Origin of the sequence: Massilia oculi (assembly GCF_003143515.1) — a bacterium.
Taxonomy (GTDB): Bacteria; Pseudomonadota; Gammaproteobacteria; order Burkholderiales; family Burkholderiaceae_D; genus Telluria; species Telluria oculi.
The window spans coordinates 987,675-1,012,954 of sequence record NZ_CP029343.1; the positions used below are offsets into that span (position 1 = coordinate 987,675).

Annotated in this window: 28 protein-coding genes and 2 pseudogenes; 13 read left to right on the forward strand and 17 right to left on the reverse strand. The window is 65.4% G+C overall.

Translation table 11 applies throughout. The annotated features are described in order from the left end of the window. Positions 1-136 precede the first annotated feature (136 nt). From DIR46_RS04625 to DIR46_RS04650, 6 genes are all read right to left on the reverse strand, one after another. Entirely contained in the window at positions 137-520 is a 384-nt protein-coding gene (locus DIR46_RS04625; RefSeq protein WP_109344190.1) for a hypothetical protein, read from the reverse strand. 168 nt (positions 521-688) lie between these two features. Then, positions 689-1,075, reverse strand: coding sequence for a phage holin family protein (locus DIR46_RS04630; protein WP_109344191.1), 387 nt, complete (start codon positions 1,073-1,075; stop codon positions 689-691). A 15-nt stretch (positions 1,076-1,090) separates the two neighbouring features. Beyond that, positions 1,091-1,435, reverse strand: coding sequence for an ElaB/YgaM/YqjD family protein (locus DIR46_RS04635; RefSeq protein WP_229446495.1), 345 nt, complete (start codon positions 1,433-1,435; stop codon positions 1,091-1,093). A 91-nt stretch (positions 1,436-1,526) separates the two neighbouring features. Continuing rightward, complete coding sequence (locus DIR46_RS04640) at positions 1,527-2,060, reverse strand: ferritin-like domain-containing protein (RefSeq protein WP_109344192.1); 534 nt, start codon at positions 2,058-2,060, stop codon at positions 1,527-1,529. 30 nt (positions 2,061-2,090) lie between these two features. Beyond that, positions 2,091-2,993 (reverse strand): OmpA family protein, encoded by a 903-nt coding sequence (locus DIR46_RS04645; RefSeq protein WP_109344193.1) that lies wholly within the window; start codon positions 2,991-2,993, stop codon positions 2,091-2,093. A 78-nt stretch (positions 2,994-3,071) separates the two neighbouring features. After that, positions 3,072-3,458, reverse strand: coding sequence for a DUF4398 domain-containing protein (locus tag DIR46_RS04650; RefSeq protein ID WP_109344194.1), 387 nt, complete (start codon positions 3,456-3,458; stop codon positions 3,072-3,074). A gap of 228 nt (positions 3,459-3,686) precedes the next feature. Here DIR46_RS04650 and DIR46_RS04655 point away from each other — a divergent pair, with 228 nt between their 5' ends. Both DIR46_RS04655 and DIR46_RS04660 read left to right on the forward strand, forming a co-directional pair. After that, positions 3,687-4,013 (forward strand): BON domain-containing protein, encoded by a 327-nt coding sequence (locus DIR46_RS04655; protein WP_109344195.1) that lies wholly within the window; start codon positions 3,687-3,689, stop codon positions 4,011-4,013. A gap of 21 nt (positions 4,014-4,034) precedes the next feature. Then, positions 4,035-4,256, forward strand: a complete 222-nt coding sequence (locus tag DIR46_RS04660) for a YMGG-like glycine zipper-containing protein (RefSeq protein WP_109344196.1) — start codon at positions 4,035-4,037, stop codon at positions 4,254-4,256. A 46-nt stretch (positions 4,257-4,302) separates the two neighbouring features. Here the strand turns inward: DIR46_RS04660 and DIR46_RS04665 are convergent, their stop codons facing one another. Beyond that, a complete protein-coding gene (locus DIR46_RS04665; RefSeq protein ID WP_109344197.1) occupies positions 4,303-5,025 on the reverse strand; it encodes a Crp/Fnr family transcriptional regulator in 723 nt (240 codons plus the stop codon). A 198-nt stretch (positions 5,026-5,223) separates the two neighbouring features. Here DIR46_RS04665 and DIR46_RS04670 point away from each other — a divergent pair, with 198 nt between their 5' ends. The 4 genes from DIR46_RS04670 to DIR46_RS04685 all read left to right on the forward strand — a co-directional run bounded on the left by DIR46_RS04670 (position 5,224) and on the right by DIR46_RS04685 (position 7,358). Continuing rightward, the gene (locus tag DIR46_RS04670) at positions 5,224-5,943 is read left to right on the forward strand and encodes an outer membrane lipoprotein (protein ID WP_109344198.1); all 720 of its coding nucleotides are present in this window, start codon (positions 5,224-5,226) and stop codon (positions 5,941-5,943) included. A gap of 182 nt (positions 5,944-6,125) precedes the next feature. Beyond that, the gene (locus DIR46_RS04675; protein ID WP_109344199.1) at positions 6,126-6,350 is read left to right on the forward strand and encodes a hypothetical protein; all 225 of its coding nucleotides are present in this window, start codon (positions 6,126-6,128) and stop codon (positions 6,348-6,350) included. Positions 6,351-6,437: 87 nt separating this feature from the next. Further along, a complete protein-coding gene (locus tag DIR46_RS04680; RefSeq protein WP_005671362.1) occupies positions 6,438-6,584 on the forward strand; it encodes a lmo0937 family membrane protein in 147 nt (48 codons plus the stop codon). A 105-nt stretch (positions 6,585-6,689) separates the two neighbouring features. After that, positions 6,690-7,358: a YiaD family glycine zipper/OmpA-like lipoprotein gene (locus DIR46_RS04685; protein ID WP_109344200.1), complete on the forward strand. Its 669-nt coding sequence runs from the start codon at positions 6,690-6,692 to the stop codon at positions 7,356-7,358. A gap of 68 nt (positions 7,359-7,426) precedes the next feature. Here the strand turns inward: DIR46_RS04685 and DIR46_RS04690 are convergent. The 4 genes and pseudogenes from DIR46_RS04690 to DIR46_RS04700 form a co-directional block, all read right to left on the reverse strand. Then, positions 7,427-7,912 (reverse strand): annotated as a pseudogene (locus tag DIR46_RS04690) (IS1595 family transposase); the annotation flags it as partial. After that, positions 7,828-8,013 (reverse strand): hypothetical protein, encoded by a 186-nt coding sequence (locus tag DIR46_RS28025; RefSeq protein ID WP_229446706.1) that lies wholly within the window; start codon positions 8,011-8,013, stop codon positions 7,828-7,830. The pseudogene DIR46_RS04690 and the gene DIR46_RS28025, both read right to left, overlap by 85 nt. A 111-nt stretch (positions 8,014-8,124) precedes the next feature. After that, positions 8,125-8,973, reverse strand: coding sequence for a branched-chain amino acid aminotransferase (locus DIR46_RS04695; RefSeq protein ID WP_370659987.1), 849 nt, complete (start codon positions 8,971-8,973; stop codon positions 8,125-8,127). A 94-nt stretch (positions 8,974-9,067) separates the two neighbouring features. After that, positions 9,068-10,108: an extracellular catalytic domain type 2 short-chain-length polyhydroxyalkanoate depolymerase gene (locus tag DIR46_RS04700; RefSeq protein WP_162819434.1), complete on the reverse strand. Its 1,041-nt coding sequence runs from the start codon at positions 10,106-10,108 to the stop codon at positions 9,068-9,070. 211 nt (positions 10,109-10,319) lie between these two features. Here DIR46_RS04700 and DIR46_RS04705 point away from each other — a divergent pair. After that, positions 10,320-12,496: pseudogene (locus DIR46_RS04705) on the forward strand (site-specific recombinase). Next, positions 12,493-13,881 carry a cardiolipin synthase gene (gene cls / locus DIR46_RS04710; protein WP_109344203.1) on the forward strand — a complete coding sequence of 463 codons (1,389 nt, stop codon included), beginning with the start codon at positions 12,493-12,495 and terminating at the stop codon, positions 13,879-13,881. The pseudogene DIR46_RS04705 and the gene cls overlap by 4 nt, the downstream one beginning before the upstream one ends. Before the next feature lie 85 nt (positions 13,882-13,966). Here cls and DIR46_RS04715 read toward each other — a convergent pair whose 3' ends face one another. Both DIR46_RS04715 and DIR46_RS04720 read right to left on the reverse strand, forming a co-directional pair. After that, complete coding sequence (locus tag DIR46_RS04715) at positions 13,967-14,803, reverse strand: metallophosphoesterase family protein (protein ID WP_109344204.1); 837 nt, start codon at positions 14,801-14,803, stop codon at positions 13,967-13,969. Between the two features lie 20 nt (positions 14,804-14,823). Continuing rightward, positions 14,824-15,567: a phosphatase PAP2 family protein gene (locus DIR46_RS04720; RefSeq protein ID WP_229446496.1), complete on the reverse strand. Its 744-nt coding sequence runs from the start codon at positions 15,565-15,567 to the stop codon at positions 14,824-14,826. 151 nt (positions 15,568-15,718) lie between these two features. Here DIR46_RS04720 and DIR46_RS04725 point away from each other — a divergent pair, with 151 nt between their 5' ends. The 3 genes from DIR46_RS04725 (at position 15,719) to DIR46_RS04735 (ending at position 18,289) form a co-directional block, all read left to right on the forward strand. After that, positions 15,719-15,931, forward strand: a complete 213-nt coding sequence (locus DIR46_RS04725; RefSeq protein ID WP_109344206.1) for a hypothetical protein — start codon at positions 15,719-15,721, stop codon at positions 15,929-15,931. A 112-nt stretch (positions 15,932-16,043) separates the two neighbouring features. Beyond that, positions 16,044-17,045, forward strand: a complete 1,002-nt coding sequence (locus DIR46_RS04730; RefSeq protein WP_109344207.1) for a sulfate ABC transporter substrate-binding protein — start codon at positions 16,044-16,046, stop codon at positions 17,043-17,045. A 224-nt stretch (positions 17,046-17,269) separates the two neighbouring features. Beyond that, the gene (locus tag DIR46_RS04735; protein WP_109344208.1) at positions 17,270-18,289 is read left to right on the forward strand and encodes an SDR family oxidoreductase; all 1,020 of its coding nucleotides are present in this window, start codon (positions 17,270-17,272) and stop codon (positions 18,287-18,289) included. Here DIR46_RS04735 and DIR46_RS04740 read toward each other — a convergent pair. From DIR46_RS04740 to DIR46_RS04755, 4 genes are all read right to left on the reverse strand, one after another. Next, positions 18,251-18,685: a hypothetical protein gene (locus DIR46_RS04740; RefSeq protein ID WP_109344209.1), complete on the reverse strand. Its 435-nt coding sequence runs from the start codon at positions 18,683-18,685 to the stop codon at positions 18,251-18,253. The two genes, DIR46_RS04735 and DIR46_RS04740, sit on opposite strands and share 39 nt — an antisense overlap. Before the next feature lie 86 nt (positions 18,686-18,771). Continuing rightward, entirely contained in the window at positions 18,772-19,743 is a 972-nt protein-coding gene (locus tag DIR46_RS04745; RefSeq protein ID WP_109344210.1) for a porin, read from the reverse strand. 224 nt (positions 19,744-19,967) lie between these two features. Continuing rightward, positions 19,968-20,699, reverse strand: a complete 732-nt coding sequence (locus tag DIR46_RS04750) for a helix-turn-helix domain-containing protein (protein ID WP_109344211.1) — start codon at positions 20,697-20,699, stop codon at positions 19,968-19,970. A gap of 20 nt (positions 20,700-20,719) precedes the next feature. Next, positions 20,720-22,447, reverse strand: a complete 1,728-nt coding sequence (locus DIR46_RS04755; RefSeq protein ID WP_109344212.1) for a sensor domain-containing diguanylate cyclase — start codon at positions 22,445-22,447, stop codon at positions 20,720-20,722. A gap of 297 nt (positions 22,448-22,744) precedes the next feature. Here DIR46_RS04755 and DIR46_RS04760 point away from each other — a divergent pair, with 297 nt between their 5' ends. Both DIR46_RS04760 and DIR46_RS04765 read left to right on the forward strand, forming a co-directional pair. Next, positions 22,745-23,635: a LysR family transcriptional regulator gene (locus DIR46_RS04760; RefSeq protein WP_109347904.1), complete on the forward strand. Its 891-nt coding sequence runs from the start codon at positions 22,745-22,747 to the stop codon at positions 23,633-23,635. 51 nt (positions 23,636-23,686) lie between these two features. Beyond that, positions 23,687-25,132: a carboxylesterase/lipase family protein gene (locus DIR46_RS04765; RefSeq protein ID WP_109344213.1), complete on the forward strand. Its 1,446-nt coding sequence runs from the start codon at positions 23,687-23,689 to the stop codon at positions 25,130-25,132. Positions 25,133-25,280 lie beyond the last annotated feature (148 nt).

Here is a 25,280-nt window from a genome sequence, read left to right on the forward strand (position 1 = left end):
CCGTACAACACGATCCGCCCTGTCGTTCTTGGTGGCGGCGCGATCGTTCATATTCATGCTGCAGCTGTTCCAGCCCATGTTCCGGCTGGCGGTTGCCGCAACCTCCCTGCGCCAACGTGTCGAAGACAGCTTACCCTTATTCTGGTATTTGCCGCGCCCGTTTGCGATTGACGTACCAGCCCAGTGCGCCCAGCACCAGGGCGGCGCCCGCCGCTTGCTTGCCCATCCGGCGCTGGCGCACGAAATTGATCACGCCCAGCGCATATGGCAACAGGACCGACACATTGGTTCCGGTGGGCTTCAGCATGGCATCGGCCCTGGCACGCAAGGCCCAGGTCGCGTGATCCATCGCCGAATGCAGCATGACTTCGGGCTTGATGCCGTACTGGATGCTGGCCTTGGCGTGCGCCACGCCTGCGCGGAAGAATTCGCCCTCACGCAACAGCTCCGCCTTGCGCACCGCCGGATCCAGGCTGTGCTGGTGACCTGCCAATCCTGTCGTTCCGTTTTGATTCTGCATACCTTCTCCCTTGGTGATCGCTTACGGCACATCGAAAAACCTGCTGCGCATTGCATTTCCGGTCGGGCCGTAGGTCTGCGATGTTCGATGTACCTCAGCTGTACCTCAAGTACAGCTGCGCTTGTCGACCGGAACTGCCGCCGCTCGCGACGGTTTTTCCAGCTGCCCTTACATCAACATCTCGCGGTCGTTCTTGAGTTCTTTCATCGTCGCCGGGAAGGCCAGCTTGTTCTGCTTGAGCAGCGCCAGCCCCTTCGTCACCAGCACCGCCGTGATCAGGGCGAAGACCGCGAACATGATCAGCAGGATGGTCCAGCCCATCGATTCCCATGCCAGCGCGACCACCGTCATCGCGCCGAAAGCGATGGCAAACCAGACCGCCAGCACGGCAGCCGCGAAGATGGCCAGCAGCTCGATCACGTGGTTGCGGATCTCGGACAGCTCGAGCGCCGCCAGTTCGACGCGCGAGACCGCCAGCCCGAACAGGCTCTTGAAGAGGCTGGAAATACCGCTGATGACACCAGGGTTACGGACGATCGCGTCTTGTTTATCCACGTCAGCTCCCCGGCCTTATTGCTTGCGGCTCAGCAGGATGCCGAGCAGCACACCGACGCCGGCCGCGATCGCCATCGTGCGCCACGGATTGTCCTTGACGTAGACATCGGCGGTGTGGGCCAGTTCCTTGCCCTTTTCCACAGCCTGGGTCGGCAGCAGGCTGGCGCCGCCCAGGGCGCGGTCGAGCAGCTCCATGCCGCGCGCGCGCAGTTCCTCGGCCTTTTCGCCGGTCAGCGAAGCGGCGGCGGTCAGCATCGACTGGGCATCGCGCACCAGCGCCTTCATGTCGGACTGGGTTGCATAGGTGCTGCCGCTGATCGGGTGCATGCTGCCGTTGGTATTGCGGGAAGTTTCTAGCATGTTCTACTCCTGTCACTAAAATCAAGAAAACGGACGCAAACGCCCGTCACTGGCCAGGGCCGGGGCCCTGGCCAGTGACGGGACTGACGACTCACGCCATCAGGTCGCGCATATCGTCGGCATGCTCTTCTTCGACCGACATGATGTCGATGAGCATATTGCGCGTGGTCGGATCCTTGTCGCCGATCGCCGCGATCATCTGGCGGTAGGATTCGATCGCCACCCGTTCGGCGATCAGGTCGGCCCGCACCATCGCCTGCACGTCGTCGGACTCGTCGTACTCGGCGTGGCTGCGCGCGGCGAACGTGGCCGGGTTGAAGTTCGGCGAGCCGTTGAGCTGCACGATACGTTCGGCGATGCGGTCGGCGTGTTCCTGCTCCTGCTGGGCGTGCTCGAGGAACTCGGCCTTGATGTGGCCCGTGTTGGGGCCGGCCACCGTGTAGTAATGGCGCTTGTAGCGCATCACGCACAGCAGTTCGGTGGCCAGGGCGTCGTTGAGCATCGCGATGACCGCTTCGCGGTCGGCCTGGTAGCCCTCGGTGACGGCGCCGTCGTCGAGGTTGGCCGCCGCGCGGCGAATCGCCGAGATGTCGAAGCCGTGTGCCAGGTTGTTCGTTTGTTCCATGGTAGTTCCTTAATCAGTGTTCAAAGCGGTTCAACGCATTGCTGCGCGTGGTGGAATCTGGGCGCCATCGTTGGACAGCACGATCTCGACGCGGCGGTTCTGCTGGCGGCCGGAAGCGTTGTCGTTCGACGCCACCGGGAATGCCTGGCCGTAGGCCTTCATCGAGATGCGATCGCGCGGCACGCCCATTTCGCCCAGGGCGCTGGCGACCGCGTTGGCGCGGCGCTGCGACAGGTCCTGGTTGTAGCTCGCACTGCCGGTACTGTCCGTAAACCCTTCGACCAGCACCGTACGGTCAGGGTTCTCGCGCATCACGTCGGCCAGCTTGCGCAGGGTCGACATTCCGTTCGGATTCAGGGTCGCCTGGTTGGTTGCGAACAGCACATCGCCGATCGTCACCACGTAGCCGCGCTCGGTCTTGACGGCCTGGATGTCGTTCAGCAAGGCTTCCAGGTGGGCGGCGCGCTCGGCCAGGGCAGCGTTCTGCTGCTGGGCGGACTGGGCCTGGGCCTGCGCCTGCTGGGCCGCGGCGGTGGCGGCTTCGGCCTCGCGCTTGGCGCGCTCGGCTTCGGCGGTACGGGCTTCCAGGCGGACCTGGTCGCGCTGGCGCGAGGCGTCGGCGATGTCGGCTTCTGCGGCCTTGGCCTTGGCCACTTCCTGCGCGGTGGCGATGCGCTGCTTGGCGACATAGGCCAGTCGGTCGACGTCTTCCAGGCTTTCGCGGCGATGCGCGGCCTGGTTGGCCTGGTCGAGCGCTTCGCTGGCCTGCTTGAACTCCATCGGCGCATAGGTCGACACTTGCGGGTTGTTGTTGGCGCTGACGAAGTCGGCGCGCGCCTGGTCCAGGGTCGCGGTGGTCACCGGGGCGCTGGCGCAGGCGGCGGCCAGCACGGCGGCGGCCAGGATCGAGACGGCGGATTTACGGTTTTTCATGTTCTTGTTCCTCTTCTTGTTGAAGCGCCGTTCGACGGCGCGGACTCATGCGTTCTATGCGGACGTCGACGGTTCATCTCACTGGGCGTTGGCGCGATCGACTTCCTCGCGCAGCACGCGCAGGTCTTCGTTCAGCTGGGTCGAAGCGGCGGTCGCCTTGGCCGACACGGCCTTGCTCTGAGCCAGCTTGGCATCGGCCTGGGCCTGGATCGCCAGCTCGCGCGCCAGCTTGTAGTCGCGCGCGGCCAGGGCCTGGTTGGCTCGGCCCATCTTGTCGCGGGCGGCGCTGATCTCGGCCGGCGCCAGTTCGGCGGCGCCTGCCGACACGGCGTTCTCGACCGCGTGGCGCGAAACCGCCACGTCGGCCGTCGCGGGAGCCTGGTCGGGACTCGCGCATGCGGTCAGTGTCAGCACAACTGCGGCGCAGCTGAGGCGAAGCCCGGTCATCGTTTGATGTTTATTCATCGCATATTCTCCTGGGGAAGTGTTGTAGAGAACGTTATAAACCTGTTATCTCCGGCACTCAGTTCGTTGACGCACATTGACTTCCACACCGGCCAGACAAGACCCGCGCCAGGTCGCGCCTGAAACACCCTGTAACAACACAGCGCGCCGATTGTGTGTTGCCGAACAGATCAAATTAGCAACGAACTTTAGTCTTGCACCAAGTCACCGAGAAAGCGACATACCCGAATGAACGGATCGAGCATCAAGCGTCACGCAAGCATTCCAGTCCTGCTGGCCTTCCTGGCCTGCGGACCGCTGGCAGGTTGTGCCTCAGGCATTCCCGGTTTCGGCAGCGCCGAGACCGTTAATGACGAAGCCATCAGCGCCGGCGTGCGCAGCGCCATCAAGCTCGATCCCGAACTGACGGTGTCCGATCTCGATGTCGACACGTATCAAGGCATTGTCCGGCTCAGCGGCTTCGTAAGCTCGGCCGACAGCGTAGCCGCGGCGGCCTCGGTCGCGCGAACCGTCAAGGGCGTCAAATCGGTCAGGAATGACTTGCGCCTGAAGTAACCCCATCAAAAGGAGATCATCATGAAAAACATCAAATCGCTGGTAGTGACCGCAACCCTGGCAACCGCCGCCTTCGGCATGGTCGGCTGCTCGAACATGTCGAAGCAGGACCGTAACACCGCCATCGGCGCCGGCGCCGGCGCCGTCCTGGGTGGCGCCGTGAGCGGCGGCAGCGCGCTCGGCACCGTGGGCGGCGCAGCCGTCGGCGGCGTGATCGGCAACCAGGTCAAGACCACCAACTGATCGACGGCCTCGTCCGACAGCAAAACGCCCGGCTTGCCGGGCGTTTCTACTTGGCGACCGGCATGGCGCCGGCCTCCCTGACGATGGCGTAGCAACTGCAGGCCGCCGCCGCCAGTCCTTCGGGATCGAGGATCTCGATATTGCCGCGGCTATAGTCGATCAGGCCTTGCTGCTGCAGCGCGCTGGCGGCCTTGGTGACGCCCACGCGGCGCACGCCAAGCGAGTGCGCGAGGAATTCATGGGTCAGGTGGAATTTGTCGGATTGCAGGCGATCGCGCGTGACCAGCAGCGAACGCGCGAGCCGCGCCTCGAGCACGTGGAAGCGGCTGCAGACGGCGATCTGGATCGCCTGCGCCAGCAGCGCATCGGTATACCGGTACAGCACCTTTTGCAGCGCCGGATTGCGTTCGACCTCGCTGCGAAAGCGCGCGCCGTCCATGCGGCTGGCGTTGCCGGCGCGCTGGACCACGGCGCGCACCTGGGTCGTGTCGTGGCCCAATGCGGTGGTCACGCCCAGCATGCCTTCGCGCCCCACCTGGCCGACCTCGAGCGTCATGCGCCCCTCGGCCACACCCAGCAGGGACACCAGGCAATCGTGGGGGAAATAGATGTGCTCGATCGGATCCCCGGCTTCGCACAGCACCTGCCCTGCCTCCACCCGGACCTGGTCCAGCATCGGCAACATGCGCGCCATCTCTTGCGACGGCAACGCAGCGAGCAGCAGGTTGCTGTAGCAGTCAGTAACGGGCGGGGGAACGGCAGCGTTCATTCTTTCCTCAGAGAAAATTGTAAGGATCAGTACGCGGCGCAAGCCGGAAGCGCCCCGTTCCAGATACATTTGCAAACAATTTATGGCAGCGTAACCGTCGCCCCTTGAGCGAGTATGTACGGTGACGCACGGAACCCCGGGTTGTTCCTGAAGACAATCAATGTACCAAGGCGTCAACGCCATACGAAAGGAATAAAGATGAATACGCCCCCACATAATCCCGTTAAGAACCGCACCCACCCGCTGCTGCTGCTGGCGGCCGCTGCGGTCGTGCTGTTCAGCCTGGTCGGCACCGCCGCCATCATGGGCTGGCTGCCCTCCTCCACCGGCGGCACCGCCAACCGACCGCTGACCGAAGCCGACCGCCAGGCCCTCGCTTCCACCCTGCCGCAGGACGTTCCCCAGCAGGCGCCGGGCTACACCGCCTATCCGGGCGCACCGCTCGCGCCGGCACAGCAAGCACAGCAGCAGGCCTATGCGCCCGCTCCGGTGCAAGCACCCGCACCGGTCACCGCGCCAGTCGTGGCGACACCGGTCAAGGAAACCAGGCCGACTCAGGTCGCCGCCAATGAGCGCAACTGGTGCGAGAACTGCGGCAACGTGGAATCGGTCCGCACCATCACCCAGCGCGCTGAAGGCAGTGGCCTGGGCGCGGCCGGCGGCGCCGTCATCGGCGGCCTGCTGGGCAACCAGGTGGGCGGCGGCAACGGCCGTACCCTGGCCACTGCGGCCGGCGCGATCGGCGGCGCCGTGGTCGGCAACCAGGTCGAAGGCAATATGAAGGCGACCACCAGCTACGAGATCCGCGTGCGCCTGGACGACGGCACCCTGCGCACCTTCCGCCAGAACAGCCAGCCGCAATGGCGCAGCGGCGACCGCGTGCGCATCGTCAAGGGCAAGCTGCGCTCGGTGGCGTGAATCGGATGGACTGAATCAAGCAGGCTGCATGGCTAGCACATGGCCGGGATTGCGCAAGCGTCCCGGCCAATGTTTTTCCTGAGTGCAATGTGCGCCAACGCACGGAAATATGGATGAGCTGACCCGACAATCGAATCACGCTGAAACGAAAAGCGGGACACCATCAACCGTGGGAGAAGCGCATGAACAGCATGGCATGGATCGGCATCATCGTCTGGGGAATCGTACTCACTCTGTTCGGCCTGTTGTCGGCCGGGGCCGCGCCCGATGGGCAGGCGCACCTGCAACCGCAGGACATCGTGTTCCTGATCGCGGGCGGCCTGCTCACCTGCCTGATCGGCTGCACCGGCCTGGTGGGCATGATGGGCTGGATCCCTGGCTTGCGAAAACAAAAAAGTTGCGCATAATGTACGCCATCGAACGGTACACAACAGTATGCAACTACATACTGGAATCACAGCGCAACCGGCGCAAACAGTAGAGGAGAAACCATCATGTTGTATACCATCGCTGTCGTTCTCGTTATCCTTTGGCTGCTCGGCCTGGTGACCTCGTACACCATCGGCGGCTTCATCCACATCCTGCTGGTCGTCGCCGTCATCATGATCCTGGTGCGCCTGATCAGCGGACGCGGCATATAGCAGTAGAGCGGCAAGTCATGCTTGTCGCAGCACCCAATCCGTTTCGCGGTCGCGCCTGATTCGGGCGTGACGACGAAACGGATTTTTTACTTAAGGAGTTCCACCATGCAGAAAAACTTCATCAAAACCACCGCCGCCATCGCCATCGTCGCCCTGACCGCCACCGGTTGCGCCGACATGTCCGCCACCCAGCGCGGCACCGCGACCGGCGCCGGCATCGGCGCCGGCCTGGGCGGCCTGATCGGCGGCACGACCAGCGGCGGCGGCGGTGGCCGCGTTGCCGGTGGCGCCGCCATCGGCGCGGCTGCGGGCGCCGTGATCGGCAACATCTGGTCCAAGCGCATGGAAGCGCAGAAGCAGCAGATGGAACAAGCCACCCAGGGCACCGGCGTGCAAGTCACCCAGACCCAGGACAACCGCCTGAAGCTGGAAATCCCGAGCGACATCTCGTTCGACACGGGCCGTTCCGACATCAAAGGCAATTTCCAGCCGATCTTGCAGCGCTTCGCCCAGACCCTGCAGGAGAACCCGAACACCAACGTCGTCATCATCGGCCACACCGACAGCACCGGCAGCGACGCGATCAACCAGCCGCTGTCGGTCGACCGCGCCTCGCGCACCCGCGACTTCCTCGCCGGCCGCGGCGTGAACCCGAACCGCATCACCATCGAAGGCCGCGGCTCGCGCGAACCGATCGCCTCGAACAACGACAGCGCAGGCAAGGCACGCAACCGCCGCGTCGAGATCTACGTCGCCGAACCGGCGCGCGGCTGATCGCCCCCCCCTCCCCCACTAACGACAAAGGCCGGCAATGCCGGCCTTTCTTTTTGGCGCTGTCATCGTTATCTGTTGATGACCTTGAATGCGATACGCAGCAATTGCTCGGCAGAAGTGACCCTCCCACCATCGATCGCCCAATGCCAGCCAAGGTAGTTGGGTAGCCAGCGCGACGCCACGCCATGGAAGCGCGCCAGCCATTTCCTGAAGCGCCGATGATAGGCGTTCACATGTTGAAGATGGATCGCGGCTTCGACGCCGCTGCGGACCCGCTCACCGGCACTGAGATTGACGGCCTGGTGCGCAATGCCAAGGGCTTGGGCGAAGGCGCGATAGGCGGCGTTGGCGTCGGTGACCAGCAGCGCTTGCGAATCGCGTGTCGGCAGCAGGTGCTTGACCAGTTGGGTCACCTTCAAGGCGCCGCGGCCGGTGACGGCATCGATGGTCTGTCCGCTGCGGTCGCGCACTACCAGGATGCAGTCGAGGTGACGTGAGCTGTCGCGCAGGGCGGCCCTGCCACCGCGTTTGCGCGGAGGGCGATCACTCGGTCGAGCCCGCCTGCCGGATGCAGGACGGTGAGCACCTGCCGGCGCTGCCGCTGGTTCAGCAGCGCCAACCCGTTGAACAGCTTCGCACATTCCGGCGCTTTCATTGCGCGCTCCCGATCGATGACGACCGGGGTTGGAACGCGGGTCAGCTCAGCAGTTCAATGCTCATCCATATCCAACGGGTACAGCGCCTTCTTTTTCGAGTCCGAAACGTCTTACGTCGCTTCGGTGAACGCCAGGTACAGCTCGCGCGCCTGGCGCGCAACCGGCCCCGCTTCAAGCGTGTGGTCCTCGTAGCGGGTGCACGGCGTGACCTTGCCGTAGTTGCCGGTGCTGAAGATCTCGCGCGCGGTATTCAGTTCGGCTGGCTTGACGCTGCGCTGTTCGACCTGCACGCCGGCCTCGGCCAGCAGCGCCATCACGCGCGCCCGGGTGATCCCCGCCAGGAAGGTGCCGTTCAGGGCCGGCGTCACCACCTTGCCATCTTCCGTCACCAGGAACAGGTTCGACGCCGCGAATTCGGCCACATGGCCTTCGGCGTCGAGCATGATGGCCTGGTCGAAGCCGCGCTCCTTCGCTTCGCGCATCGCGCGGGTCGAGTTGGCGTACAGGGCCGAGGCCTTGGCGTCGGTTGGCGCCATGTCCGGCTGCGGACGGCGCATGGTCGACAGGCAGGCCGAGAAGCCCGTGAACGGTGGCAGCGGCGCATCGAACAGGGTCAGCGCGAACTGGCTTTTTTCGGCGACCGGGATCAGGAAGCCCTCGGAACCGAACACCAGCGGACGAATATAGAGTTCGGCATCAAGCGGGAATCTGGCCACGCCTTCGCGCACCAGGGCTTCCATCTCGTCGACCGTCAGCGGGCAGCGCAGGCCCAGTTTCTCGGCGGAGGCGATGACGCGCTCAAGGTGCGGACGCAGGTCGGGCAGCTTGCCGCGGATCGCGCGCGCGCCGTCGAACACGGACGAACCGAGCCACAGGCTGTGGTCCATTGCGCCATACAGTGGAGTGTTACCTTCAGCCCATTGGCCGTTGTAATAAGTGAGGTACATTGTTTCCTTCATCATTGCAAAACCGTACCAGTGTAGCGGGATCGGCGCCGGCCCGTCCAGCGCCGCCGCCGCGCCACGCAGCCCGGGCTAGCGGGTCGCGCGCACATCACTTGCGCCCCAGCCGCTCGACCATGGCCATCACGGCCTGCATCTGCGGCGCCTGCTTCGTCGCGAAGAAGGCGCCCTGCTGGTCCTGCGAATAGCCCCAGAAATCCCAGCAGCCCCTGGGGTTGGCGGGAATGCGATTGGAACGGGAGACCTGCGGATACAGCACGATCAGGCGGTTGGCATCGGCGAATTCGTTATAGCCCACATTCCGGTAGAACCGGCTCCCGATCTCGGAGGCGCCCTGGCTGCAGCCGTGGAAGACGACGTGCACCGCGCATCCGCCGCCACGGCAGGCGTCCGGCACGTAGACATACGCCTCGGCATCCATGCTGGTGCGCAGGCCGCGGACGAATTCACGCTGGTCGAAGCGGATCAGCTGGCCCGATGGCGCGCCGCCGGCCGCGCGGGTGCGTTCCGGGTACAGGTGCCGCAGCACCTCGTGCGCCTGCACGAAGCCGCAATTGTTGATATAGGGAGGCTGGGTGGCCGCGCATGGCGGGTCGTCCGGATGATCGGTGGCGATCGCATGGCCGGCCTCGCCGTTGAAGACATACCTGATCTGGCCGGGAGCCGCGCCCGCCTGCTGGTAGAACGTCCGCACCTCTTCCACCACCGAGGTCCTGACCACCACGTCGTTGCCGCCGCTGGCGACGTACACCCGTTGTCGCGCCAGGTTCTGCACCGGATCGATGCGGCCGTCAGCGGCGAACTTGCGCGCGTTCCTGAACGACACCGCGCCATCGGCGCCGACCGGCCGGGCGATCGGGTTCATGCAGGCATCGGCCGCATTTTCCAGTGTGCTGCGCTCGGGGTAGGTGCCTGCGCAATAGAAGGGGCCGCCGCCGATGATGCCGACCCCCGCGATCTGGCTCGAGTAGGCCGCTGCGAGCTGGCCCGCCATGAAGCCGCCGGAATCGAGGCCGGAGGCCGTGGTCTGGCCCAGGTCGGCCCCCAGTGCCGGCAGCGGCACGGCTTGCTGGGCCATGGCGGCGCCCGCCACGGCCCAGGACAGCATTACGGTCAGTATTCTTCGTTTCATCTCATCGCCTTTCGCATCCGGCCGCCGCGGCAACGGCGCCGGGCAGCAAATACATGCTCCAAGGAAATACTCGCCAGAGCAAGCACTATTTGGCGTGACTTGCACATATCCAACTGTCGGCGGTTTCATTCCCTTCCCTTACTGTTCGTTGCCACACCATATTTACCGGTCTCGTCGCGTACACTACGGCTTTCCAGTAAAAATTGTTTTCATGCTTGCTACACTCGAACGGATCGATCCCTACAGCGACGACATCGACCTGCTGGTCGAGTTGGTCTGCCACCTGCGCCCGCGCCAGCGCTGGGTATGGCAGGAAGGGGACGACCCGGCCCAGGCGGTGCGCACACTGACCCAGCTCCTGAGAGGCAATCCAGCCCAGGCCTGGGCGCTGCGCCGCTACGTCACGACCCTGCTCGAGAAGCGGCGGCATACCAGCCTTTACAGCGATATCGGCATCCTGTCGACCGACGGCTTCGTTACCGAACTCAAGAGCCGCATCACCTACCGTCTCCTGCCGCCGGCGCTGGACGACCTGTATCTGTCGGACGCGCTCGACCAGGTGCTGTACCGCGAGGACGACTTCGAATGGATCCGCGCGGTGCCCGACGCCGACTGGATGCAACTGTTCGACGTGATCGCCAATGCCGCGCCGCCGGACGGCAGCGCGCCCGGCCGCGCGCTCGTGGTCACGCTCAAAGGCCTGCTGGACGCGATCCGCACCCTGTCCTGCCGCATCTGCGCGCTCGGCCTCGAGCCGCGCCTGGTGCACAGCTACAGCCAGATCGAGAATTTCGATTCGCCCTTCCTGATGCAGAACATCGAGGCCAACCGCTACCTCGACGAATACGCGCGCTACCTGAGCGGCGAGCGCGAGCGCCCCGACGACGCGCGCCACCTGCTGGTGATGCTCGACCAGTGCGAGGACGTGGTGCTCAAGATCCGGCGCCTGGCGCTGTCCAACGGCACCAGCATCGCCCTCACCTACCTGCTGGTGGCGGTGCAGCAGAGCATCGACCGCCTGCAGAAGCTGCTGTTCCTGGTCGACGTCACCGACGAGAAGGGCTCGACACCCTCACCTGCCCCCGCCCCGGCGCCGGAAGTCATGGACGAGCTGGTCATCGACGGCGAGGTGCTGGCACGGGTCGCGCCGCAAGCCGACAAACCCGGCCAGCTGGCGCTGACCGACACCCCGATGCTGAGCCCGCGCCAGCGCGCCGCGATTGCACTGGCCGAGGAATTGATCGAGGCCCACAACACCAAGTACCAGGTCAGCGGCCTGGTGCGCGACAACGTGCACCTGCTGGCGCGCAACGTCACCGAGAACGCCAGCCGCACCGGCGAGCACTACATCGCCGAAGACCGCAAGGACTTGCGCAAGATGCTGTGGTCCTCGTCCGGCGCCGGCTTCATCGTCGGCTTCATGGCCTGTTCAAGATCCTGCTTGGCTACCTGAGGACGCCGCCGCTGGTCGAGGCTTTTTTGTTCAGCATGAACTACTCGCTCGGCTTCGTGCTGATCCACATGCTGCACTTCACGGTCGCCACCAAGCAGCCGGCCATGACGGCGCAGCGCATCGCGGCCTCGCTGCACCGCTCGGCCACCGGGCGCGGCGTCGACGTCGACAAGCTGGCCGAACTGGTCAATAAAGTGTTCCGCACCCAGATGGTGGCGGTGCTCGGCAACGTGCTGGTGGCGTTTCCGGTGGCCATGGGCATTGCCGAAGGCGTGCGCTGGTACACCGGCCACCACCTGGTCGACCCGATCAAGGCGCTGCACATGCTGAACGACATCGACCCGCTGCACAGCCCGGCCCTGTTCTACGCCGCCGTCGCCGGCGTCTGGCTGTTCGTGGCCGGCCTGATCTCGGGCTATTACGACAACAAGGCGCTGTATACGCGCATGGGCCAGCGGGTGCGGCAAATCCGCGCCCTGCGCCGCCTTCTAGGCGCCGAGCGCACGGCGCGCCTGGGCGGCTATGTCGAGGACAATCTCGGCGGCCTGATGGGTAACTTCTTCTTCGGCATCCTGCTCGGCACCACCGGTACGGTCGGCTTCCTGCTCGGCCTGCCGATCGACATCCGCCACATCACCTTCTCGGCCGCCAACTTCGCCACTGCAATGGTCGCCCTGGACTACGGCATGACCTGGGCCCAGATCGCCAACGCCACCGCCGGCGTCCTGATGATCGGCACCGTCAACCTCCTGGTGAGCTTCGGCCTGGCGCTGTGGGTGGCGCTGCGCGCGCGCAAGATCGTCTTCAAGCGCTGGATCCTGCTGGTACAGGCGCTGGGCCGGCGCTTCGCCTATTCGCCGGTCGAATTCTTCCTGGGCCCGCGGCATCGCCAGTTGCCGCCGCCCGATACCGTGTCCTCGAGGGGAATAAAATGAACAAGAAGCGCTTCGCCGCCTGGTGTGGCTTCATCGGTTTCGTCTGCGTGGTCGCCTCATGCAAGGCCCTGCCCGACCGCAGCACCATCGCCGGAGCGCCAGACAAGGCCGTGCCCACCGTGGCCACGCCGCGCGGCGAGCTCAAGGACGGACAGGCGGCGGCGCTGCTCAAGCGGCGCTGGGCGCGCGCCTCGCCCGACCTCAAGCAGCTGGCGGTGCTCGAAGAGCAGGCGACCGGCGTGCCGCTGATCGCCGGCAACCAGGTCTCGCTGCTGTTCGACGGCCCGGCCACGATGCGCGCCATGATGGAGGCGGCGAAGAACGCGAAGACCTCGATCAACCTCGAAACCTATATCTTCGACCATGACGAGATCGGCACCCAGTTCGCCGAGATCCTGATGCAGAAGCGCCGCGACGGCGTGACCGTCAACATCATCGTCGACGGCGTCGGCACCCTGGCCACGCCGAAGGAATTCTTCGAACGCCTGCAACAGGCCGGCATCAACGTGCTGGTGTTCAACCCGGTGAACCCGACCAAGCGGCCCGGCAAATGGGCGCTGAACAACCGCGACCACCGCAAGATCATGATCGTCGACGGCAAGGTCGCCTTCACCGGCGGCATCAATATCAGCAGCACCTATGCCAACAGCTCGCTGTTCCGCTCGAACAAGCGCGCCGGCAGGGTCAACGAAGAAGACGTCGGCTGGCGCGACACCCACATCAAGATCGAGGGTCCGGCCGTCGGCGCCCTGCAATGGGCATTCATCGACAACTGGGTGCACCAGGACGCGGGCGAGCTGCCCGAGATCGAGTACTTCCCCAAGCTCGCCCCGGTGGGCGAGAAAGTGGTGCGGGTGCTGGCGACATCGCCCGACCGCGACTCGGAGATCTATAAATCGCTGGTGCTGGCCATCGGCGAAGCGAAGAAGTCGATCCACATGACCGCCGCCTATTTCGTGCCGGACCGGCAGATCGTCGACAGCCTGGTCGCGGCGGCGAAGCGCGGGGTCGACGTGCAGCTGGTGCTGCCGGGCGTGTCTGACCACGACTTCATCAAGTATGCGGGCGAATCGTTCTACCAGGAGCTGCTGGAAGGCGGCGTGCGCATCTTCCAGCTGCAGGTGGCGGTATTGCACGCCAAGACCACGGTGATCGACGGCATGTGGTCGTCGATCGGCTCGGCCAATATCGACCGCCGCAGCTTCATCCACAACTACGAGGTCAATGTGGTGGTGCTCGATCCGCACTTCGGGCGCGATATGGAAGCGGCGTTCAGGGAAGACCTGCGGCACTCCAAAGAAATCAAGCTTGCCGACTGGAAGCGGCGGCCGTGGAGCGATCGGCTGCGCGAGATGATGTCGCGCCTGACCGAGTATTGGATCTGAAATGCGGGATCTGAAATGCGGGATCTGAACTGCGGGATCTGAACTGCGGAATCTGAAATGCGGGAGCTGAAATACCGCGGCCGGTTCAGAGACCGGCCGCCAGCATCCCGTCGCTGTGCGGCGACCAGATGCTCCCGGCCCGCACGAACTTCTCGGTCGTGACAAGCGCAAACCTGCCGCCCACCGCGTCCCAGCCATAGCGGTCGATCTCGACCCGCTGCGGCTCGACCCGCACCACATTGAACGAATTGACTTCGCCGCGCCCGCGGGTGGAGGTGGCGGTGCCGGCCTGGACCACGAGCGCCGCGTACTCCGCGATCTGGTAGCGCGCCGCCGTGCTGCCCGCGTGGCTGGCATGCATGTGGCCGGCCATCAGGATGTCGACGCTGGTTTCGGCGAACACCTCCATCGCCATCGGCGCGCGCACCACGAGGTCGCGCTTTTCGAAGTGTTCCGGCAAATCGAAGGGGTGATGGGTGACGACGATGCGCGTGACCTCCGGCCCCAGGCCGGCCAGGCGCTCGCGCAGCCCCGCCACCTGCTCGTGGCTGATGCGGCCGTCCTTGATGGTCAGCGAACGCGCGGTGTTGACGCCCACCACGGCGATCTCGTCGTCGATGAACGCGGGCTCGAGCTCGTCGGTGATGTAGCGCTTGTAGCGCGCCAGGGGGCGCATGAAGCGACGGAACACGTTGTACAGCGAGATGTCGTGGTTGCCGGGCACGATGATCTGCGGGCCGGGCAGCGAATCGAGGAAGGCGCGCGCTTCTTCGAATTCCTCGACCTTGGCGCGCTGGGTCAGGTCGCCCGAGATCACGACCACGTCGGCCGCGATGCGCTCGACCAGCTCCCGCAGGGGGCCGAGCAGCGCCTGGTCGACGCGGCCGAAATGCAGGTCCGACAGGTGAACGAGGGTGCGCATCGGGGTCTCCTTGGTGTCTGTTATATCTCTTGCGGCGGCGCCCCGCCCTGCTCGCCGCGTTCGCGCGCGGCGCGGGCATGGCGCCGGTTCAGGGTGGCGGCGCCGCCGATGCAGATCGCCAGCCAGCCGCAGCCCTCGGCCAGCGCGGCCAGGATATCGGTCAGGTAGTGGGCGCCGAGGTACATGCGCGAGAACGCGACCAGGCCGATCATCAGCGCCGCCAGCACGAAAGGCAGCAGGCGCCCGATCCAGGACCTGGCATGACGCGCGAAGTAGCAGGCCAGTACGCCGTACAGCACGGTGGCGGCCATCGTGTGCCCGCTCGGGAAACTATAGGTGGTGAGGGTGAGGATCGGCTCCTCGAAATGGGGACGCGCGCGCTCGAAGGTATGCTTGAGCGCCACATTGAGCAGCATCCCGCCCGGCACGCTGGAGACCAGCGCCACGACCCAGTAGCGATGCCCGCGCCGGTACAGCCAGATGCCGACGCCGAAGGCGATCGCGAGCACGCCGGGCGTACTGTGCACATGGGTCAGCACCAGCAGCGCATCGCGCAACAGGCCGCCCTGGCTCGCGTGCGCGTGCAGCCACTCGGCCACCACCACGTCGAGCCGGGTGATCGGAGCGCCGGCATTGAGCGCGCCGGCCAGGTGGGCGAAGCCTGCCATCGCCAGCAGCAGGAAGGCGATGCCGACAGTGAGATGGAGGCCATACTCGCCTTCGGGCGAGAAGCGGGCGGCGGCAAAACGGTGAAGGCGGGGCACGATATTGCTCATGACATTGATTATGACTGACTTGGCGAAAAAACCACACACGCAAAAATTTACTGTATATCCGAACAGTAGCTGTGGATTTGTACAGTAGTTGTGTTATTCTTTCCTCACTGCACAACCACTTCGATACAAGGAAACGAACATGACCACTCTGAACAGCTCCTTCGGCCTGGAACACGCACCCGTACCTTTCCTGGCGCGCATCGGCCGCCGCGAAATCATCATCACCCGCGATTTCCGCAAGCGCTTCTATGCGGTCAATCCAGTCATCGAGTGCGATACCGGTGTCGAGGCCGGCCACGTCGAGATCCTGCTGTTCCGCCGCTGGCTGCTCATTCTTTCCAAGGCACACTGATCCATCCCGGATCTACGCTAAGAAAACGCATATGGTTGCGTGAATTTATTCGTTCTCTTTCGGTGGGCCGGGACCGTACGCTACGGTTTCCCACCCTCCAGAAAGATAATCAATGCTTCGCAAAACCTTCATCCGTTCGCTGGCAGCGCTGACCCTGCTGGTGCAGACCTCGGCATTCGCCGCCGACGTCAACCTGCTCAACGTGTCGTACGACCCGACCCGCGAGCTGTACCACGAGTTCGACGCTGCTTTCGCCAGGCACTGGAAAGCCAGGACCGGCGACAACGTCACCGTGAAGCAATCGCACGGCGGTTCGGGCAAGCAGGCGCGTTCGGTGATCGACGGCCTCCAGGCCGACGTCGTCACCCTGGCGCTGGCCTACGATATCGACGCCATCCGCGACAAGGGCCTGATCAATCCGGGCTGGGAAAAGAAGCTGCAATACCATAGCGCGCCGTACACCTCGACCATCGTGTTCCTGGTGCGCAAGGGCAATCCGAAGAAGATCAAGGACTGGAACGACCTGGTCAAGCCGGGCGTCTCGGTGATCACGCCGAATCCGAAGACCTCGGGCGGCGCGCGCTGGAACCACCTCGCGGCCTATGGCTACGCGCTGCGCCAGCCGGGCGGCAATCCGCAGAAGGCGGCCGAGTTCCTGGGCGCCCTGTACAAGAACGTGCCGGTGCTCGATTCCGGCGCGCGCGGTGCGACCACCACCTTCGTCGAGCGCGGCATCGGCGACGTGCTGCTGGCCTGGGAAAACGAGGCGCTGCTGGCGCTGCGCGAACTCGGTCCCGATAAATTCGAGATCGTCGCGCCGTCGCTGAGCATCCTGGCCGAGCCGCCGGTCGCCGTGGTCGACAAGAACGTCGACAAGAAAGGCACCCGCAAGGTGGCCCAGGCCTACCTCGAATACCTTTACAGCGACGAAGGCCAGGACATCATCGCCAGGAACTACTATCGCCCGGCGGTCGACAAGTTCGCCAAGAAATATGCGTCGCAATTCCCGCAGATCAAGCTGTTCCAGATCAGCGAGCTGGGCGGATGGACCGCGGCCCAGAAGAACCACTTCGCCGACGGCGGCATCTTCGACCAGATCTATACCAGGAAGTAGGCCATACACCGCACCATGTCTCCTGGACGCCGTTCCCGCCACTGGTGGGGCGGCGTCTTTTTTTCGCGCATGACGCATCGCCTCACCCGCGCGCCAAGAAATCCCTTGAAATAGCAAACTCGGTCACGAAGTGAACAATTCACTAACTCGTGACCTGCCGCGCATCGCTGTCGCGAACGCGGCGGTCCTTCCCTGCATAACCCGAACACGGAAAGGATCACGCAATGTCAGTCAAACTCCGCAAGATCAACGAGCAAGTCATGGTCATCACCGGCGCCACCAGCGGCATCGGCCTGTCGACCGCGCGCATGGCCGCCGAGCGCGGCGCCCGCCTGGTGCTGGCGGCGCGCGCCGACGACGCACTGGACGAACTGGCCCACGAACTGCGCGCCCGCGGCGCCGATGTCATCGTTGTCACCGCCGACGTCGGCAAGATCGAGGACGTCGAGCGCATCGGCGACGCCGCCATCCGCGAATTCGGCCGCATCGACACCTGGGTCAACAATGCCGGCATCTCGATCTTCGGCCGCATCGAGGACATCGCGCCCGAAGACCACCACCGCCTGTTCCAGACCAACTTCTGGGGCGTCGTGAACGGCTCGCTGGAAGCGGTCAAGCGCATGAAGCTGCGCGGCGGCGGCGCCCTGATCAACCTGGGCAGCGAACTGTCCGACCACGGCATCCCGCTGCAGGGCATGTACGCGGCGTCCAAGCACGCGGTGAAGGGCTTCACCGATTCGCTGCGCATGGAACTGGAAAAAGAAGGCGCGCCGATGTCGATCACCCTGGTCAAGCCGTCGGGCATCGACACCATGTTCGCGGTGCACGCCAAGAACTATATGGAAAAGGAACCGAAGCTGCCATCGCCGGTGTACGCGCCGGAGCTGGTGGCCGACGCCATCCTGTATGCGGCCCAGCATCCGAAGCGCGACGTGTTCGTCGGCGGCGCGGCCAAGATGAACTCATCGGGCGCCCGCTTCCTGCCGCGCGCCTTCGACAAATATGTGACGGCGACCATGTTCAAGGGCCAGAGGTCGGAGGCGCCGGCCGATCCGGGCCGCCGTGACGCCCTGCACAAGCCCGACCACACGCGCGAGCTGCGCGAGCGCCAGGGCATTTACCAGACCCATGAGCGCAGCCCGTACACGGCGGCCCAGCTGCGCTCGAAGCAGATCGCAACCGCCCTGCTGGGCGGCGGCGCCCTGCTAGCGGCCTTCGCCCTGAGTCGGCGGACGGCTCGTTAAGAAATCGGTCTCCTCCTCGGTCAGCGGCAGATCGGGGATGGACTCGATGCGGTCGGTATCGATGTCGGCGCCGTCCCTGGACACGGCGTCGCGGCCGGCCGCGGCGCGCTCGCCGGTGCCGCCCATATCGCTGTCGCCCGAGAAATCGGCGTCGCCCACGTCGGGCCCGGCGGTGTCGCCGGCGTGGCTGGCTTCGAGGTCGGACGTCGTGCCTTCGTCGAAATCGAGCGTCTGTTCAGGGTCGAGATTGCCGGCGAAACCGGGGCCGCCGACGACGTCGCTGCCGGTGTCCGAAATATCGCTCGGGCCAAGCGCGTCGATGCCGTGGCCCTTGCCCAGGTTGCGGTCTGGGCGTTCCGGGAAGTTGTCGGGATCAAGTGTGCTGGTGCCAGTCATAATGCCTCCATAAGTGTTGATGAACCATGGAGACAGAGTACTGAATTTTGCCACTGCCTGTCGCAGCGCAGGCACGGCAGGCGAATTCAGAACGCGCGCCGCATGCCCACGTTGAGCGCGGAACCGTCGCCCCGATTGTCCCCCAGATGCGCGCCGGCCAGGTGCTGGATGCGTGAGTACGCGGCATAGAAATCCAGCCGGCGCGACACCGCATAGCTGGCGCCGACGGCGAGCTGGCGCGCGTCGTTGTTGGCCGGGTCGCGGTCGTTGCGCTGCACGTAGGACGCCAGCAGCGTGGTATGGCGCGACACCGGCACCGCTACCCCCATCAGCACGTCGCGGCTGTCGGTCGAGCGTGTGGCGGCGACGCTGGCGCCATAGGGGTTGTCCGGATTGAACAGCGGCGAATTGCCCCAGCCGCGGTTCGCGCTATAGGCGGCGTAGGCCGTGCCCCAATCGAAGCGCATATTGGCGGCGACGATGGAATTCCTGGCGGCCATCGTGATGTCGATCTCGTTGACCCGCGTGACCTTGGCCACGTTGCGGTTCTGATGGGCGGCGCGGATGTTCAGCGGCCCCAGGTTGACGCCGACCGTCATGCCCCAGGCCCGGCCCGACGGCGAGCCGTCGACATCGCCCTTGCGCCACTTGGCGCCGGTGCTGATGCCGGCCACGCGGCCTTCGTAGCCCACGCTGTCGTCGGCGCGAAAGCCGCGCGGCGCCGACTGGGCCGCCAGGCCGCCCTGGAATGGGTCGCCGACGTCGTTCAGGGTAGTGTAATCGAGGTTGTACTGGCGTCCGATGGTCACGGCGCCCTGGCGTTCGCGCGTGGGCGCGCGCTCGAGGTCGGCTGCGCGCTCGTGCGTGAAGATGGACAGTCCCGACGGCGCCGCATCCGCGCGCGCCGTCAGCTGCAGCTCCGCCAGGCAGTCCGGCCCGCAGACCGCTTCCTGGATCGCTCCGGCGCCGGCCCCTTGCACAGGCGCCGGCTCATTCTGCGCCGAAGCGCACGCCGCGCTCCCTCCGAGCACGGCCAATGCGACGATGGACATTCTCATGGCGTCAATCTCTCCCTGACACCTACTATCCGCCTGTTGTGGCAGCCTGATCTGTCTAATACCTCACATAACCGGGAGTTTCGGCTCGCCTTTCGGTCCGCCTATGCGCCAGCGCATGACCTGATGGTCGCCCTTGATCCGGCGCACGGTTCGGCTACTGCTGTTCACCGTACACCGAATGATGAACCGGCGCAACCTTTACGATGCTTCCAGAAATCTCGGCGTCAACGGCGCAGGGCGGCAAAGGCGGCCGGCTCCCATTCGCGCAGCGCCAGCAGCAGGCCGCTGCCGCGCCGCTGCGCCAGCGGCGCGGCCAGGCTTTCCTCATGCAGCTGGGCGAAACGCGCGCGCATCAGGCGCAGCTCGTGCTGCAGCTTGGCGCGCGCGCTGTCGGTGAGCATGCCGTGGGCAAAATCGAGGGTCTCGCCACTGCCGTCGAAGCCGCCGGCCACGAACTCGGGCATGCCCTGGCCGTTGAAGTAGCGCCGGATCGGGCCGTCGGCCAGCCAGTCGAAGTCGCGTGCGACGTTGACGCGGATGCGGTTGCCGGGCAGGAGCGTGATGAGTTGCAGTCGATCCAGGCGCAGCAGGTATTGCAGGCACTCGGCCTCGCTCAGCCGGTAGACATTGAGCATGTCGAGCATGCGCCAATGGTTCAGCGCGCACACCGCCACCAGCAACAGCTTGTCGTCCTGCACCAGCTCGCCTTCTTGCTCGGCGCTCAGTGTACGCAGGCGGCGCTGGCCGCTCTGGGCTTCCTGCGCGATCTCGGCCAGGGTGAAGCCGAGCAGGCTGCAGATTTCCACGATGCGCTCGAGCGTGAACTGCTCGCTGGCAAACAGGCGCTTGATGCTGGGCTCGGACAGGTCGAGCGCGACGGCGACGTCGCGGTAGGTCAAGCCTTGCAGTTTCAGCTGGCGCTTGATGGTGGCGATGATCTGGCTGATTTGGGTCATGGTGGAAACTCGAGGAACGATCAGGAAACGGTACCGGTCACCGCCGCATGCCAGACCGGCACCGCGGCCAGCCTGACGGCGTTCTTGCCGTCGCGCTTGGCGGCGTACATCGCATGGTCGGCGCGCGCCAGCCAGGCGTCCAGGTCGGGCTTGTCGGTCGGCGCGAACAGCGCCACCCCGATGCTGGCGCCCACCGTGACGTCGGTGGTGAGCAAGGTGTAGGGTTCACGGATGCAGGCGAGCAGCTTGTGCGCGGTATCTTCCGCGTCGCCCGGGCTGGCCAGCATCTCGAGCACCACCACGAATTCGTCGCCGGCCAGGCGCGCCACCAGGTCGGTCATGCGCACGGCCGCAGCCAGGCGCGCGCCGAACTGGCGCAGCAGCTCGTCGCCCTCTTCGTGGCCGTGGGTGTCGTTGACCGCCTTGAATCCGTCCATGTCGATGAACAGCAACGCCGCCGGCATCGCGCTGCGCGAGGCCCGTGCCATGGCCTCGGGCAAGGCCTCCATGAGCGCGCGCCGATTGGGCAAGCCGGTCAGCACGTCGCGCAGCAGCAGCGCATTGAGCTCGGCGGTGCGCTCCGCCACCGCCGTTTCAAGGTGCTCGTTCATCTGCTGCAGTGCGCGCCGGTATTGCGCTTCGCTGCTGACCAGGTCGCGCATCGTGCCCGACAACATGTTCGCTTCATGGAAGCCACGGATCTGCGGAATCGCCGGCAAGTCTTTCCCGCTAGCCGTGGCCTCGGTTACCTTTTCGATCGCCTGGCCCAGCTGGGCCATCGGCTGCGCCAGGCGGCGCGCCAGCAGCGCGGCCGCGATCACCAGCAGCAGGCCCAATAATGTGCTCCAGGCCAGCATGCGACGTTTCAGCTCGCTTGCCCCCTGCAGGGCTCTTTCTTCATCCTGGCGCACCAGCACCGACCACTGCAACGTCGCCGGATTGCGGGCGTTGCCGGTCTGGCTGAAACCGGTGAGATAGGTGCGCCCGCCCGGCCACGCTTCGCGCAGCGCGCCGGTGTCGCCCATATTGGCGCGGCGCAGGCTGGCGGTATCGATCTTTTGCTCCACCAGCTCCTGCGGCCCGAGCATGACGGTGCCGTCCGCGCGCACGACCAGGATCTCGGCGCCGTACTCGCGCAGCGCCGGCGTGAGCAGCATCTGCGCCTGGCGGCGCGCCCATTCCCAGCTCAGGTGCAGGCCCAGCACGGCGAACAGCTCGCCCTCCTGGCTGAACACGGGCGTCGACACGTCGACGAAACGCCAGGGGTCGGGCCTGTGCGGCATCAGCTTCTCCAGCAGCAGCGCCGGATGGTAGTCGCTGGCGCGCACGCCATCGCGGCCGGCCTGGAACCAGGGACGCATGCTGACGTCGTTCCCTTCCAGCAGCCCCATGGTCGAGGCCACCACCGTGCCTGAGTTATCGGCCATGCCGATCCAGGCGTAGTCAGGGAAGGTCTGCTGCAGGCTCTCGAGCGTGACGCGCGCCGCCGCGGGATTGCGCGCCTGGCGCACCGACGGCAAGGCGGCCAGCAGGCGGGCATCGCCGACGGCCTGTTCCACCACGCGATTGAGCGCATCGCGCATCTGCCACGACAGTTGTTGCAGGCGCAGCTCGGCTTCGGCATTCGCCTGGCGTACGGCGAAATGGTTCACCACCGTCAGTTGCAAGGCCACGGTCAATGCCACGGTGATGCACACTGCCAGGGTCATCAGGGTGGACAGGCGAAATTTGCAGAGCAGCCCTTGCATAAGAGATTTGCGTGAACGTAATAACCCGTCATGATAGCAATGAAACTATGGGTGAGTTCATTACTGGAAACAATGCACAAGGGAAATTTATCGGTCGCCGGGGATTTTGGACGGAACGCAACACTTTAACGCAAGCTGAAGTCGTTGTAGCATTTCTTTTAGCAAAAAATTGTATCCATTTCTCGTCATGTTAGTACAAGCGTTTTCGGAAAAATCGACTATGGGGAATAAGACATTCGATCATGTCACTATTCGTTTTTGCCGGCTGGCTCAAGGACGATATCGATGACCACGCATATGGACCGCTTTCAGGAGATGCAGATTTTCACGCGTATCGTGGAGCGGCGCAGTTTTACCGTGGCGGCCGAGGAGCTGTCGCTGCCGCGCGCGACCGTGACGAACGCGATCAAGCGCCTGGAAGCGCGGCTGGCCACCCGCCTGCTGGAACGCACCACGCGGGTGGTCGCGCCGACGCTCGACGGCCAGGCGTATTACGAGCGCTGCGTGCGCCTGCTGGCCGACCTCGGCGAAATGGAAAGCGTCTTCACCCGCGCGACGCCAACCGGCTTGCTGCGCGTGAACCTGCAAGCCACGCTGGCGCGCCGGGTCGTGGCGCCGCGCCTGCCGGCCTTCCTGGCGCGCTATCCGGGCATCGAGCTGCAGATCGGCGAAGGCGACCGGCTGGTCGACCTTGTGCGCGAAGGCATCGATTGCGTGCTGCGCGTCGGCAACCTGGCGGATTCGTCGATGGTAGCCCAGCAAATCGCGCAGATCGCGCAGGTGACCTGCGCCAGCCCGGCCTACGTGAAACGCCATGGCCGGCCCGCCACGCTCGACGAGTTGCAGCGACACCAGGCCGTGAACTTCATTTCCTCGGCGACCGGCAAGCCGTATCCGCTCGAATTTTTGGTCGATGGCGCGCTGCGGCAGCTGACCTTGCGCAGCGCGGTGGCGGTCACCGGCGCCGATATGTACACGGCCGGCGCGCTTGCCGGACTTGGCGTCGTGCAGGTGCCGCGCTACCGCGTCGAGCACGAGCTGACCCGGGGCGAGCTCGAAGTCCTGCTGCCCGACCTTGCGCCGCCGGCCCTGCCCGTGTATGTGCTGTATCCGCAGAGCCGCCAGCTGTCGCCGCGGGTGCGGGTATTCGTCGATTTCCTCAAGGATGCGTTCGACGGCTTCGGCTGAGCGATTCGGTTACCATGAAGACACGCTAACATACTCAATAAGGAGCCCCCGATGCCGCGTTCCCCCCTCTCCCCCCTGCTCGCCGCCGCCCTGGCCTTCGCCGCGCCATGGTCGTTCGCCGGCCCGGTGGTGACGACCGACGGCGGCAAGGTGGAGGGACAGGTCGACGCCGGCATCGCCAGCTGGAAAGGCATCCCCTTTGCCGCCCCGCCAGTGGGCGGCCTGCGCTGGCGCGCGCCGCAAGCCGTCCAGCCCTGGACCGGGGTGCGCCAGGCCACCAGCCATGCGGCGGACTGCATGCAACTGCCCTTCCCCAGCGACGCCGCGCCGCTCGGCACCAAACCCGATGAAGACTGCCTGTACCTCAACGTCTGGAAGCCGGCCGCCGACGGGAATAAAAGCGAGGGCAAGCTGCCGGTGCTGGTCTGGATCTATGGCGGCGGCTTCGTCAATGGCGGCTCGTCGCCGCCGACCTATTCCGGCGCCGAGCTGGCGAAACAGGGCGTGGTGGTGGTCAGCTTCAATTACCGCATCGGCCGCTTCGGTTTCTTCGCCCATCCGCAACTGACGCAGGAAGCGGGCCGGAAGGTTGGCCAGGAACCCGCGCTCGGCAACTACGGCTTCATGGACCAGATTGCGGCGCTGCAGTGGGTCAAGCGCAATGTGGCGGCCTTCGGCGGCGATCCCGCCAACGTCACCATCAGCGGCGAATCGGCCGGCGGCATGTCCGTCAATTTCCTGCTCACGTCGCCACAGAGCCGCGGACTGTTCGCCAAGGCCGTCGTGATGTCGGGCGGCGATGGCGGCACGGCGCCGACGCCGCTGGCCGGCGCCGAAAAAGTCGGCGTGAACTTCGCAGCCGGCAAGGGCATCACTGCCGACGATCCGAAAGCGCTCGACAAGCTGCGCGCACTGCCGGCCGAACAGGTGGTGGACGGGATGAACCTGGCGAACTTCAGGATGCAGGGGATGCCGACCTACCACGGGCCGTTCGCCGACGGCAGGCTGGCGATCGACTCGGGCGCCGCCTTCGCCGCAGGCCGCATGCACAAGGTGCCGGTGATGATCGGCGCGACGAGCGCAGACATCGGCGGCAAGACCGGCTATATGGTCGCAGGCGCGCGCAGCCTGGCGGCGACGCTGGCCGACCACGGCGTGCCGGTATACGCCTATCGCTTCTCGTACGTGGCGGATTCCATCGCCAAGCCGGGCGCCGGCGCCGGCCATGCGACCGACATCCCCTTCTTCTTCGATACGGTGGCGGTCAAGTACGGCGAGCAGGCGACGGCCAGGGACGTCGCCGTGGGCAAGGCGATGAGCACGTATATGGTGAACTTCGCCAAACGCGGCGATCCGAATGGGGCGGGCTTGCCGGCCTGGCCGCGCTATGCGCGCAGCGAAGACCGGATCATGGATTTCTCGGCGGCGGGCAAGCCGGTGGCGCTCAAGGATCCCTGGGGCGGCGAGATCGACGCGGCCGCCGCGTCCCGTCGTTGAACCTGCGCCGGGCGGATAAAACAGCCTCCAGGGCGCCGCACCGGCTGGATCATCGTCTATAATCTTGTCTGGGTGATCATACCGCTCAGGTATGACAGGATTTGCGCTGGTCGGGCCGCCACGCGGCTCGGCTACGCACGTCTACCAT